This is a genomic window from Vibrio tubiashii (assembly GCF_028551255.1).
GTDB classification, from domain to species: Bacteria; Pseudomonadota; Gammaproteobacteria; order Enterobacterales; family Vibrionaceae; genus Vibrio; species Vibrio tubiashii_B.
Window position 1 is genome coordinate 766,248 of the sequence record NZ_CP117029.1, and the last position, 13,629, is coordinate 779,876.

At 45.7% G+C, this 13,629-nt stretch carries 11 protein-coding genes; 5 read left to right on the forward strand and 6 right to left on the reverse strand.

Translation table 11 applies throughout. From position 1 onward, the window contains the following. Positions 1-276: 276 nt before the first annotated feature. Both LYZ37_RS03495 and LYZ37_RS03500 read left to right on the forward strand, forming a co-directional pair. A complete protein-coding gene (locus tag LYZ37_RS03495) occupies positions 277-1,947 on the forward strand; it encodes a chitinase (RefSeq protein WP_272786486.1) in 1,671 nt (556 codons plus the stop codon). A 240-nt stretch (positions 1,948-2,187) separates the two neighbouring features. Further along, positions 2,188-2,784, forward strand: a complete 597-nt coding sequence (locus LYZ37_RS03500) for an acetate uptake transporter (RefSeq protein ID WP_004744424.1) — start codon at positions 2,188-2,190, stop codon at positions 2,782-2,784. A gap of 160 nt (positions 2,785-2,944) precedes the next feature. Here the strand turns inward: LYZ37_RS03500 and LYZ37_RS03505 are convergent, their stop codons facing one another. Both LYZ37_RS03505 and LYZ37_RS03510 read right to left on the reverse strand, forming a co-directional pair. Then, positions 2,945-4,483 (reverse strand): alanine/glycine:cation symporter family protein, encoded by a 1,539-nt coding sequence (locus LYZ37_RS03505; protein ID WP_004744423.1) that lies wholly within the window; start codon positions 4,481-4,483, stop codon positions 2,945-2,947. Between the two features lie 313 nt (positions 4,484-4,796). Next, positions 4,797-6,047 (reverse strand): D-amino acid dehydrogenase, encoded by a 1,251-nt coding sequence (locus LYZ37_RS03510; protein WP_272786488.1) that lies wholly within the window; start codon positions 6,045-6,047, stop codon positions 4,797-4,799. 104 nt (positions 6,048-6,151) lie between these two features. Between LYZ37_RS03510 and LYZ37_RS03515 the strand changes: the two genes are divergently transcribed. Both LYZ37_RS03515 and LYZ37_RS03520 read left to right on the forward strand, forming a co-directional pair. Continuing rightward, entirely contained in the window at positions 6,152-7,036 is an 885-nt protein-coding gene (locus LYZ37_RS03515) for a LysR substrate-binding domain-containing protein (protein WP_272786489.1), read from the forward strand. Between the two features lie 144 nt (positions 7,037-7,180). Continuing rightward, on the forward strand, positions 7,181-8,158 hold the full coding sequence (locus LYZ37_RS03520; protein WP_272786490.1) for an ion channel: 978 nt from the start codon (positions 7,181-7,183) through the stop codon (positions 8,156-8,158). 5 nt (positions 8,159-8,163) lie between these two features. Here LYZ37_RS03520 and LYZ37_RS03525 read toward each other — a convergent pair whose 3' ends face one another. Next, on the reverse strand, positions 8,164-8,703 hold the full coding sequence (locus tag LYZ37_RS03525) for a hypothetical protein (protein WP_272786491.1): 540 nt from the start codon (positions 8,701-8,703) through the stop codon (positions 8,164-8,166). A gap of 148 nt (positions 8,704-8,851) precedes the next feature. Further along, on the reverse strand, positions 8,852-9,577 hold the full coding sequence (locus LYZ37_RS03530; RefSeq protein ID WP_004744418.1) for a DUF3581 domain-containing protein: 726 nt from the start codon (positions 9,575-9,577) through the stop codon (positions 8,852-8,854). Positions 9,578-9,809: 232 nt separating this feature from the next. On the opposite strand from LYZ37_RS03530, the gene LYZ37_RS03535 reads away from it, so the two are divergent. Further along, the gene (locus LYZ37_RS03535; RefSeq protein WP_272786492.1) at positions 9,810-11,078 is read left to right on the forward strand and encodes an O-acetylhomoserine aminocarboxypropyltransferase/cysteine synthase family protein; all 1,269 of its coding nucleotides are present in this window, start codon (positions 9,810-9,812) and stop codon (positions 11,076-11,078) included. 152 nt (positions 11,079-11,230) lie between these two features. Here the strand turns inward: LYZ37_RS03535 and LYZ37_RS03540 are convergent, their stop codons facing one another. Then, positions 11,231-12,508 (reverse strand): hemolysin family protein, encoded by a 1,278-nt coding sequence (locus LYZ37_RS03540; RefSeq protein WP_272786493.1) that lies wholly within the window; start codon positions 12,506-12,508, stop codon positions 11,231-11,233. Between the two features lie 122 nt (positions 12,509-12,630). Then, positions 12,631-13,524 (reverse strand): LysR family transcriptional regulator, encoded by an 894-nt coding sequence (locus tag LYZ37_RS03545; RefSeq protein WP_272786495.1) that lies wholly within the window; start codon positions 13,522-13,524, stop codon positions 12,631-12,633. Positions 13,525-13,629: the final 105 nt, after the last annotated feature.

Consider the following 13,629-nt stretch of genomic DNA (forward strand, 5'->3'; position numbering starts at 1 on the left):
TAAACTAAGCCAGTCATCAGACTGGCTTTTTTTATTTTGGGAGATTTAAAGTGTGGCTTTTGTTTTTTTTACCGAATGATCACACTATTTAGGTGGGCAGTTTTAGTATTTTCGGTTTTTGAACCCACTAGACACTTTTTACTAAACTCATAGTTTCAAATTCCGTTGCAACTTAAGAGTCACTCGCAAGTTGACCTTGCCACATCACACTAGCCGTGAAGTTGGTGCTCGAGTTTTCTAGTCTTTTCATCAGAAATTCACATAAGGACTTGTCTGATGAAGAAAACAAGCTACCTCGCCGCAATGGCTATGCTATCTGCGGTACCTACCTCTTGGGCGACGATGAATATCCAGCCCGATCCTCAAAACCCTACTGGTTATGTCGTTTCACGTGCTGACATCCAAGCAGCAGAGAGTCAAAAGACGGCGGAGCCTATGTACCAAATCTGGTCTCAAGCGCTGAGCACAGCCCCCAACACGGTTGTTGAAGCGATTGATTCTGGGTTAGCAACTAACCCAGATAACGTCAAAAGAGCAGAACGTGTTTTCCCAAGAGCGGAATGGGATTTTCTGACCCATATGGCAGCACCGGAATACACCTATACGCGCTTCTTGCGCGCCATTGGTAAGTTTCCCGCATTTTGTGCCGAGTACACCGATGGACGTGATTCTGATGCCATCTGTAAACGTTCGATCGTGACTGCATTTGCGCACTTTGCGCAAGAAACAGGTGGCCACATCGCTAAAGATAATACCTCTGATAACCCGTTAGCGTTGGAAGAGTGGCAACAAGCTCTAGTACATGTGCGTGAAATGGGCTGGTCTGAAGGTCAGGAAGGCTACACAACCGGGTGTGGACAAAACGACTGGCAAAACAAAAAATGGCCATGTGCTGCAGGGCAGGGCTATTTTGGTCGTGGTGCTAAACAGCTTTCTTATCACTTCAACTATGGTGCATTCTCTGAAGTCATGTTTGATGGTGACGCGTCTGTGTTGCTCAACAATCCTGGTTTAGTTGCCGACTCTTGGTTAAACCTAGCTTCTGCGATTTGGTTCTTTTTAACGCCACAAGCACCTAAGCCAGCTATGCTGCATGTCATTGATAAAACATGGACGCCTTCTCAGCGCGAAATAGACGCTGGTATTGGTTACGGTTTTGGTACCACCATCAACATTATCAATGGTGGTATTGAATGTGGTGAGCAAAACAAAAACAAAGGCCAGCCAGTTAACCGTATTCGCTACTGGGAAGGTTTATCGGCTCACTATCAGATTCCTATTGAAGCCGATGAAAAGAACACCTGCTGGCAGCAAACGCCTTACGGCAGCCTAAATCTTAATGGCGCAACGGATGTGCTTTACACCAACTGGGATGGTAACTGGAAATACTATGCAGACAGACCGGGTGGGTACTCGTTTGAGTGTGAACTGGTGGGCTTCCAGACGGCGTATTCAGCACTGGTTCCGGGTGACTACGAGAAGTGTGTAACCAACCTCTACGGCTCACACGCTAGCTGGCCTGAAGTCCGAGTTGTCGATAAGTTAGACCCCGTCGATCCTAATCCAGACAATGGAACAGGCTGGAGCGCGACTAAGGTATATAACACAGGCGATCAAGTGACATACAAAGGAGCCACTTACAAAGCGAAGTGGTGGACGCAAGGTGATGATCCAAGCTTAGGTGGCCCATGGGAGCTAGTGGCTGGTACACCAGAGCCTACTCCAGACCCAACCCCAACGCCTGATCCGCAGCCGACGCCAACTCCGGACCCAGAACCAACACCGGATCCAAATACGTTTATTCAGTGGCAACCGGGTGCTTCTCAGGTCGCGAATGGCGATAAAGTGACCTACAACGGTAAGTGCTTTATTGCGAAAAATGGTCCAGGAATGTGGGATACACCAACTCAAGCAAACTGGTTCTGGGACGAAATTTCTTGCCAGTAAGTCTTTAAAACAAGATAAATTGATTGAATAGGCCCTGAATTTATTTCAGGGCCTATTTTTTATTGCTCTATGTTGTACGGATTTCACGTGTTTTATATCCCTTATCGGCTCAAATACGGTCAAAGTTCTCATTTGATGATTTGCGCAACCTTAGATTGCGATTCCGAACACTATCTTTTTTGTTGAACGTCACTAAAATTTGCGCGTAAATTTTATTAACTTTTTTTAAAGGTGCGCAAAATGTCAACAAAACTGGCAAACCCGGCTCCACTGGGCCTAATGGGTTTCGGTATGACAACCATCCTGCTAAACATCCACAATGCAGGTTTTTTCCCTATTGATTCAATGATCCTAGCAATGGGTATTTTCTATGGTGGTCTGAGCCAAGTTTTTGTCGGCATGATGTGTTTCAAGCGTGGTGATACTTTTGGTACTACGGCGTTTACTTCTTACGGCCTGTTCTGGTTAACACTGGTTGGAATTCTTGTTATGCCTTACATGGGGCTACCTGCAAGCCCAGCAAGCTTTATGGGTTGGTACCTAGCGCTTTGGGGTATTTTCACAGGCTTTATGTTTATTGGCTCACTATGCTACCCAGTAGCAAAGCAAGTGGTATTTGGCTCACTAACAATCCTGTTCTTCTTACTGGCAGCACGTGATTTCACTGGAAGTCAGCTTATCGGCACGATTGCTGGCTTTGAAGGTATCTTCTGTGGCGCGAGTGCGATTTACTTCGCTATGGCACAAGTACTAAACAACGAATACGGTCGCACTATTCTGCCAATTGGTGAGAAGAAGCCAGTCCAAGAAATGCCGCTAGAACAGGTAGCTGCATAATTAAAAAGAATTTGGTTGATGGTGTGCCTGAAGCAACATTGACTAAACCTAAGTTATCTAACTTAGTAAATTTTTGGGAACAATAAGATGAAAGGGGTTAGCCATTGGCTAACCCCTTTTTTTACCACTGCATTTTCTTATTTTTTATAGCGTGTCGCTATTAGGTTGAAGGTTGTTCAACCGGTTTAGACTCAGTTTCAGCCGAAGGCTCTTTGCCTGTCTTACGGCGGTACTTGTCTTCCCAGTAGTCAGCACCTTTGATGCCTAGTTTTACTGGGTTGAACGTGTACTCTGTAACACCTTGTTTTTGTTGCTCTTCATAATCATTTAGAGCTTTCAAAGCAGGCTTAGACATGAAGAAGATGATTAGGATACCAACGATGTTTAGCCACGCCATTAGACCTACACCTACGTCACCCATTGCCCATGCAAGGTTTGCTGTCTTAACTGTACCGTAGAACACGACTGCGATTAGTGCCACTTTTAGTAGGAACATCAGGCCATTAACTTTGATGTGGCGACGGATGTAAGCCACGTTAGTTTCTGCGATGTAGTAGTAAGCAAGAATCGTAGTAAATGCGAAGAAGAACAGTGCGATTGCGATGAATGGCTTACCAATGCCTGGTAGTGCACTTTCAATCGCCATCTGAGTGAATACAGGGCCGTTTGCAGCAATATCAGCAGCAACGTTCTGTACTAGGAAGCCTTCAGCGCCATGAACGTTGTATGCACCAGTGATGATGATCATAAATGCAGTTGCAGAACATACTAGTAGTGTATCGATGTAGATAGAGAACGACTGTACTAGACCTTGTTGCGCAGGGTGATCAACGCTCGCTGCGGCCGCTGCGTGAGGACCAGTACCTTGGCCTGCTTCGTTTGAGTAAACACCACGTTTAACACCCCAACCGATAGCAGCACCAACACCCGCCATAGGTGTGAATGCATCGCCAATGATCATAGAGAATACGCGTGGTACTTCGCCGATGTTGAGAAGGATGATGATGAACGCCGTCACGATGTACGCAAGCGCCATGAAAGGAACAACAATCTGCGTGAAGTTAGCGATACGTTTAACGCCACCGAAGATGATAAACGCTAGGATGACTGAAATCAGTGTACCCGTGAAGATCTTCGCAAAGCTGAATGTACCGATAGCTGTTTCAATCATTTCACCAGAACCGAATGCTGCTTCAACCGCATTCCCGATACTGTTTGACTGAACGCCAGGTAGTAGGAAACCACAAGCAAAGATAGTCGCGATTGCGAAGATCCATGCGTACCAAGTTTGACCCATTGCTTTTTCAATGTAGTAAGCCGGGCCACCACGGAATTGACCTTCGTCTTCTTCCTTGTAGATCTGTGCCAGTGTTGACTCTGCATATGCAGTCGCTGCGCCAAAGAAGGCAACAACCCACATCCAGAATACTGCACCAGGACCACCAAAACCGATAGCCGCCGCAACACCTGCAATATTACCTGTACCCACACGACCAGATAGCGAAACCGCTAAAGCTTGGAATGATGAGATACCCTTAGTAGAACTTTTCCCTGAAAGAAGTAAGCGCCACATTTCACTAAAGTGACGAACTTGAACAAATCGAGTCATGATCGAATAGAACAAACCAGCGCCAAGGCAAAGGTAAATCAATACCGGGCTCCAGATAATTCCATTCAGAAAATCAACTAATGACTGCATAAGTATTTTCCCTGTTTTGTTTTGTAGTGGTTGTTTTCTGAACAGGATATTACCCTTTCTGTAATGTAATTGTTAATTTATTTATTTGTTAGTGTTAATTAGCGTGACCCAAAACACAAAGTGCTAAAAAATTGTTAAATAGTAGCGATTGATTACTTACTGAGCTTCAATTGGAACGCTATATGGTCGATTGGGGAGGTTTAGCGGTGGATTATACGTACGACAAATAACCCAGTTACGTTGCTATATATTTTGTTAATAGAACGTAAATGAGTTAATTGTGTTGATATGAAAAGTGCGGTTAGCTTAGCTTTTAGGCATACCTCTCCATACTGAGTTCTGAAAGAGGCTTCTGACCGTTTGATGCCATCAACTCGGCTAAGATATCAGCTGAACCACACGCCATCGTCCAGCCCAATGTTCCATGCCCTGTGTTGGTGAACAAATTACTGAACTTTGTTTGGCCTATGATTGGCGTTCCATCAGGTGTCATGGGGCGAAAGCCTGTCCAGTACTCAGCCTGAGAGAAATCCACGCCTTGTGGGAACAGGTTACTGACGACGTGATTCAGTGTTGCGAGGCGCTTGTCAGGTAAGGCAGGATCAAACCCTGCTAACTCTGCGGTGCCCGCGACACGGATCCTTTGGTCAAAGCGGGTGAGTGCCACTTTATAGGTTTCATCCATAATGGTGGACGAAGGGGCTTGCCGCTCGTTAGTCACTGGCAGGGTCAATGAGTAGCCCTTAACCGGATAAACCGGAATATCGATACCGATCGGGTTAAGTAGAGCTTTCGAGTAGCTGCCTAATGCGACCACAAAGTGATCGGCACTTAACGTCCCTAGAGAGGTTTTAACACCCACCACCTTAGTGCCTTCTGTCAGCAGAGCCTCAACATCGGTGTTAAACATAAACTCAACTCCGGCTTGCTCTGCCATCTTATGTAGCTGTTGGCAAAACAGATAGCAATCTCCGGTTTCGTCATCGGGCAGGTAAAGCCCACCAACCAACTCACCTTGCATATTAGCCAGTCCAGGTTCTTGATTGAGGCATTGCTTGGCATCGAGTAACTTGAACTGGGTGCCACTCTCTTCGAGCAGCGCCATATCTTTTTCTATGGCTTTAAGCTGGGTAGAAGTACGGAATATTTGCAGCGTGCCTTGAGTACGTCCTTGGTAATCGAGCTCAAACTGTTGGTTTAATGCGGCTAAACACTCACGGCTACGATTGGCGATGGTAAGCATGCGAGATTTGTTGACACGGTACTTATCCAACTGGCAATTGCCGAGCATTTGGCTCGCCCAATGGAGCAAATCAGGGTTGAGGGAAGGTTTAATTTTCAGCGGGGCATGTTGTTCAAATAGCCACTTAATAGCTTTAGTGGGAATACCGGGCGCTGCCCAAGGTGAAGAGTAACCATATGAGATTTGGCCTGCATTGGCAAAGCTGGTTTCTTCTCCCGCTTTAGCTTGTCTGTCTATCACAGTGACATCGAATCCAGCTTGATTTAAGTACCAAGCACTGGTTAATCCGATGACCCCACTCCCTAAAACAATAACCTTCACGAACGCTACTCACAGTTTGAAATTTTGCTAAGGATGAAGAATTTACATCTGCTTAACAATCGATAAGAATTGATATTAGGTTTTAGTTTCTCTAAAGGCTTAATATGAAATCGACCTTGCTGCACGGGGTGAACTTAATCTGCATTGTTGCTCGCCATCAGAGCCTAACAAGCGCGGCTAAAGAGCTGAACCTGACACTCGGTGCTGTCAGCCAACAACTTCAGCAAATTGAACATCGGTTAGGGTTTAGTGTATTTGAACGTCATGCTCGTGGAATCCGCTTAACAGAGCAGGGCGCGAAATTGGTTGATGCGACTAGCCATCATCTGGCTTCGATTGAAGAAAATGTCTTTCAGCTGACGCAGGTTTCAGAGCGCAAACAGATCCGCCTCAAACTAACGCCTTCTTTTGCCTTTAAATGGCTGGTGCCAAGACTAGAAAACTTCCACAAACAGTATCCAGACATTCAAATTCATACCTTTGCAGAAGGGGCGCTCGTTGATAGTGACAAGCGCAACTTCGATATTGCTATTGATTATGGGCCGCTCCCTTACAAGCACTCAGATGCCGAGCTGTTGATGGAGGAGTCACTGATCCCAGTCATGAGCCGTGACTACTTACGCTCACATCCGCAGTTAACGGAAGGAAACACTGAGTGGCAACAAGTGACACTTTTGCATGATGTTATGCCTTGGCATGGTGCGCCGAAAGATTATGAATGGCTCTATTGGGCGTCTCAGCAGCAGCTAGATTTTGAAACCAATCGCGGCCATTTCTTTAATCGTACCGACATGGCGATGTCTGCAGCAGAGGCTGGAGTAGGGATAGCGCTAGCTAGGGTTGCACTATTAGGTGATGAGATTGAACAGGGGAAATTGGTTGCGCCTTTTCCTGCCATCGAAGCCAATGCGGGCTATTTTGTTCTAACCCATATCGATGATCCTTACACCCGATTGTTCAAACAATGGTTGAGAGAGCAGGTCAACTAAATTTCTTACGTAAAGTCAGACATTAAGCCTAAGTGTTATTAATTAAATTATAAATAACAATGGCGCGACCATATGCACCCACTACACTTAGTAATGTGTCTATGTTGGCCTCTGCCGAGATAGATAATGTTAGGGGCAGCGCATATGGAATCTCACCAAGGCAAATGCAGCTATCAAAATCCTGATGGCTGGTGCTGCGATCAACCGTGTGGGGAGTCAGGCTTGTGTTACTGGCATGACCCAAAAGTCGATAAAAGCAAAGATGATATAAAAGACCAGGTTGAAGAATGGGCCGCAGCAGGTAAACCTTTAGACGGATTTCAGTTGGCAAAAACAAACCTCGAAGACATAGATTTAGTAAACCGAGGCTGTAAAGAAGGTTATCTATGTCGAGATGTTGATTTTTATCGAGCAAACTTAACCGATGCTCACTTTTTTGGCTTAGATTTACGTGGCTCATCTTTGATGAAAGCTAAGCTTATTGGCGCGAATTTACATTGTGCCAAGTTAGACAATTGCAACTTACTTGGGGCAGAGCTCTCTCGGGCCAAGTTAGAAAATATCGAATGGGGTGGCTGTTTAAAGCAAGAACTTGAAGCGAAGAAAGCGTTAAGACAGAGGGAGCGCAAGAAATCGGTTATGCTGTGTCAGGAAGCGGAAGAAGTGTGTCGTAACATTCGTAAGCAGTGTGAGAAGCAAGGGCTATTTGAAATGGCGGGGGACTTCTTTAAGCGTGAAATGCGTTTCAGGCGCTACCAAATGCCTTTGTTAAGCGTAAAAAGGATGATCTCTAAATTAGTCGATATCTTTTGTGGTTATGGCGAAGATCCCGTACGAGTAGTAGGCTTCTCTATCTTCTTGATACTGGTCTGTGCGCTAGCTTACTTCTTTTTAGACACCACAGGTGCACATCCTATTTATGAAGGAGTCACGGGGTGGAAGTTTTACGCTTTAGAGTTTTTCAATTCGCTCTATTTCAGCGTCGTGACTTTTACCACTTTGGGTTATGGAGATATATCGCCCGTCGGGGTCGCGAGATTTATCGCTGCCTGCGAAGCTTTCTTAGGCAGCTTTACCATGGCGCTGTTTGTGGTGGTGTTTGTTAAGAAGATGACTCGCTAAATTAGCTAATCTGCTTTGTAGTCACTATCTAGCCAGTCTGAGAGGATTATTTGGTCGTCTTTGTACTGGTTAGAAAAGTGCTCAACCAGAGCAGCAAGGTGCTCGCCCGTGTCGCACATGGTGTCGGCAACTAAATCTTCAGAGACGGTAATCGCGCCGCCTTGAGGGGTAGCATTTGTGGCTATCTGCACAGGGACAATGAACTTCGACTTACTTTCAAGATGGCACTCTTTCAGTCGCCTAGCTTGCTGGTGGATATTGGCTTTTGACTCTTCAGTATAGCCTTGGTGAACAAGGTCAATGGTGACTGGGAACACCAAACCGCGATAAAGAATAACAACCTCTATACCCAAATTAGAATCTGCTTGCGACAAACCCAAAACAATATCGCCCGCCAAATGTGGCAGTAGATTGAATTGCTGTTTAAGTAGGTCAATTTTTGTCTGCCAGTCTGAAGTCGAGTGTGAAAGTTGCGCGCAGATGTCTGAGTTTTCAGATTGGACAAAATCGAGAATGGAAGCGGTATATTGGGCGTGTAAAGTCATCTGGGTTTATTGGAAAATAAGCGAAAAGCAGAGGCTAACTAAGATAGGAGAGCGAAGCTAGTGAGTTAGCTGAATTGTTTGAACTTAGTGTCGCGGAAAACAAAAAGGGTTACCCGAGGGTAACCCTTTATGCAGAAATTTTTGCTGATTAAGCAGCGTTTGCAAACTCGGCTAAGAAGCACTCTTTGCGCGCGTTAAAACGCTCGACAAGATCGTCAACCGCATCTTGGTCATAAGGTTTCAAGCCGCTTGCCACCATGCGCTTAATGCCTTTGCCAACCACTTCGCCATCTTCTTTAAAGCTGAAGTTTAGTGTGACAACACCACGCTTGCCTTCTACGTCAAAGGTCGCGCCCGCAAACTCAACTTCAGGGTGAGTCAGATCAAGACGATCAAACTCCACTTCCATGCTTTCGTAAATCACGAGTGGACGTTGGCAGTTAATCATCATTTGCGCTTCTTCCATGAGCGGCACCATGATGTGAGGGAAGTTCATGCCAGAGAACTGAACATAGCTAGTAACAACATGTTCGATAAATGCAGCATCACGGCTAACTTCACCTTCGCGCGACATGTGTAGGTATTCTTTCGCGTTCTCATCGACCAACGCGCTTTCTTTCTCACACTTGTTCTCAATTGATAGCGAAATTCCATCGTTAACCATGCCAGAGAAGTCAAAGCGCATTTTTTGGCTAATGCCTTCTTTGCTTAGCAATACCGCAAATAGAAGATCGCCAGGTACGCAAAAGCGTTTGTTGTCTTCATCATGGATAGGGTTAAAGTCACCCGCGACCTTCTTAGCAAAGTGGCTTGCTTGTTGGCGAGTGAACTGGAACTGATTGTTATCTTGTGAAAAATACGGTGTCAGAAACATACTTTTATTCATGTGGCTATAACTGCCGCGCAGTATACATGAAGCTATGCAATTAAATGGTCTATCCAGATGATATTGACCAAAGCTTAACCTTTGCAGTGAAAGTGACTTTGAAAATAATGCGCCTCTGAATGTGAATGAATCCACATATTTGCGTAATTAATAAACAAGTTAGTGATGATTGCTGATATGACAATACACATAATTCACGTTACTCACGCAAGGAAGGCACATGAAAGACGAAACGCTCTCAATCCACTTTGGTTACGAAACGGACCCAACAACAAAATCTGTTGCTACACCCATCTATCAAACAGTCGCTTATGAGTTTGATAATGCTCAGCATGGCGCCGACCTGTTTAACCTAGAAGTTCCGGGCAATATTTATACGCGCATCATGAATCCAACCAATGATGTATTGGAAAAACGCATGGCAGCTTTAGAAGGCGGGATTGCTGGTCTTGTTGTGAGTGCGGGTAGCGCGGCAATCAACTACGCAATCCTGACTTTGGCTCAAGCAGGTGACAATATTGTTTCGACACCTCAGCTTTACGGTGGCACTTATACGCTGTTTGCGCACATGCTGCCAAGTCAGGGCATCAATGTTAAATTTGCCAAAGATGATAAGCCTGAGAGCCTTGCCGAGCTGATAGATGAGAACACCAAGGCCGTGTATTGTGAAAGTATCGGTAACCCAGCCGGTAACATCATTGACTTAGAGCGAGTAGCAGAGCTTGCTCATGCTCAGGGTGTACCAGTCATTGTCGATAACACCGTTGCAACACCAGCGCTTTGTAAGCCAATCGAGTTTGGTGCTGATATTATCGTACACTCACTGACTAAGTATGTCGGCGGTCATGGTACGACACTCGGTGGAGTCATTATCGACTCCGGTAAATTCCCATGGGCCCAGCACAAAGATCGCTTCCCTGTATTTAATCAGCCAGAGCCTTCATATCATGGTGTTGTTTACACCGAAGCCTTTGGCGAAGCGGCCTTTATTGGTCGTGCGCGTACCGTACCATTGCGTAATACAGGGGCGGCTTTGTCACCGATGAATGCCTTTATGCTAATGCAAGGGCTAGAAACATTATCTTTGCGCATGGAGCGCCACACTGAGAACGCGAAGAAAGTAGCCGAGTACTTACAACAGCACGAGAAAGTGAGCTGGGTGAGCTACGCAGGTCTGCCAAGTTCAGAGTTTTTCCCACTTGCAGAAAAATACATGAAAGGTAAACCTTCAGCGATTTTATCTTTTGGTCTAAAAGATGGTTACGATGCCGGTGTGCGTTTCTATGATGCACTGCAGATCTTTAAGCGTTTGGTCAACATAGGTGATGCTAAGTCGCTCGCTTGCCACCCTGCCTCAACCACGCACCGTCAGTTAAGTGAAGCCGAGCAGAAACAAGCTGGCGTCTCACCAGAGATGATCCGCCTATCTGTAGGTATTGAGCATATCGACGATATTCTTGCTGATTTGGAGCAGGCGCTAAATGCATAGAGGCGGGAACGGACTGCGTCCTATGGATCGCTTCGCTCCTGGAAAACTAGAGCGGGCTTAGCCTTGCTAGAAAACTAAAGTTGGCTTCACAACCACTGTGGAGCAACTTTAGTTATCCAGTTATCCAGTTATCCAGTTATCCAGTTATCCAGTTATCCAGTTATCCGAACCACCCTAACCTGCAATATCCGGTTGTTTTGTACCTTCAAAACCTCAAACTGCCATTCTTGATACTCAATCACTTCGCCTACTTCAGGGACTCGGCCGATTAGCCAGGTTAGAAAACCATTCAGGGTTTGGAATCCTTCGCTCTCTTCCCCTTCGAATGTGCTGATGTCTAAACGTCGTTTTAGCTCATTAAGAGGGATCAGTGCATCCATCCACCAGCTACCATCTTGATGTTGCCTTGCCCATGTGTGTTGGGGCGCTAAGCCGAGTTCTCCTGCTACTGACTCAAGAATGTCGTAGTGGGTGACTATTCCTTGAATGTCTCCATATTCATCGACGATAAACGCCATCTCACAGTTGTTTTGTTGCATTTGATTGAGCAAAGGCAAGCCTTTCATTGATTCGGGGAAGTATCGCGGCTTTCTTACTAAGCGAGCAATCTTTTCAATCGAAAGCGACTCATATTGGTCGAGCAGAACCTTAGAGGAGATCGTCCCGATAATATTGTCTAAGCCACCATGACAAACAGGCCAAACTGAGTGCTGAGTCTGACGAATCTGCTTCAAACAAGACTCTATGGGCTGCTCAATATCGAGATAATCCATATCGCAACGCGGCGTCATCAAAGAGGTCACTAATCGGTCATTCAAATGCAGAATATTACGGATCATCTCTTGTTCTTGCGGTTCAATTGCACCGGACTCGGAGCCTTCATTGACCACAGCAAAAATATCTTCTTCGGTGATTTGGTCATTATCGCCGCCGTTTTGACGAAATAGCTTGAGTAACGCATCGGTAGAGGAACTCAGCAGAACCACAAAAGGGGTGGTAATAATGGCTAGCCAATGGATCGGGTAGGCGACAATAACCGCAATCTTCTCTGCATTTCGCTGAGCAAAACGTTTTGGCACCAACTCACCAACCACAATCGCAAAGTAAGTGATTAATACAACGACACTGGCGGTTGCGACGATAGAAGCCAATTCAGCATCAAGCCCTTGCTGGGTAAGCCACACCGAAAAAGGTGCAGAAAGGGTCGCTTCACCAAAAATACCACTCAAAATACCAATAGCCGTGATACCAATTTGAATGGTTGATAAAAAGCGGGTTGGGTTGTTCTTTAGCTCAAGAGCGAGCTGTGCGGAAGGTTGAGTCTGAGCTAGGCCTTTTAAACGACTCGATTTAGCGGCAACAAGCGCCAGTTCTGACATGGCAAACAAGCCATTAAGGGTGATAAGCCCCACCAGTATGAATATGTCCATTGAAAGTTCCAGTGATAAACACCTGCTCAGAATAGCGCCACTAGAGAGTAAAAGATATCGACATGTCAGCGAATAGTTTTTGTGGATTCGATTAAAAAGAGTAATGCCTAAACGAGACTCTTTTATCCCAGGCTTCGCTGCTGTTCAAAATGATTCACAAGGAAATCTATCAGGGCTCTTACAGGATGAGATAAGTGTTTGCGAGAAGGGTAGAGCAGATACATTTGCAGTGTATTTAGTTGCCAGTCTGGCAGTATCCATTCCAGCTCGCCAGTGGCTATTTTTCTATCGGCTAGGTAGGTTGGCTGCATGGATATTCCTAACCCAGAGAGTGAGCCATGGAGTAACACGGTAGCTTCATTAGCAGTGATATCACAATTCACCTCGACCTGATGTTTCTGCTCACCTTTCGTCAATTGCCAGATATGGCGACCAAAGTTTTTGTAGCCGAGGCAAGCATGCTGTTCTAAATCTGATGGGTGGGTAATTGCGGCTCGCGCATCTAAGTACGCTTTAGATGCCACTAGCTTAGAGTGACAAACTGCAAACGGGCGTCCTATTAAGGCAGGATTTGGATCATTAGTGGTGCGAATAGCCAGGTCGATTCTTTCGCTGACCATATCTACGGCTCTGTCTTGAGCATCAATATCGAGCCTTATTCCCGGATATTGTTGGCGAAAAACCGTCAAAGCAGGCATCAGTTCTGAAAATCCAAACGACATGCTGACTGACACGCGCACAAAGCCTTGTATCGCCTGGGTAGGCATTAGGCTTTCTTCAATTTGCTGCGCTTGTTCAACCCAGCGCTGTAAGTCTGGCAGCATTTGTTCCCCAGTATTGGTCAGGGAGACTTTGCGGGTGGTACGTTGCAAGAGCCGTGCACCGAGCCAGTTTTCTACCGCTTCAACATGGCGAGTAACCATAGGGCGAGAAATATCTAAACGGTCGGCAGTGGCGGTAAAGCTCTCTGTTTGGGCTACATCCAGTAGCACTTTTGCTGCGGTTAACTTATCCATTGATATGATCGTTCTACGAAATAATGATGAAAAGAATAGGCTCTATTTAGAAATAAAACCAGAGGCTAACATGCTTAGCAACAAAACAAGCAATCCATTAGGAGA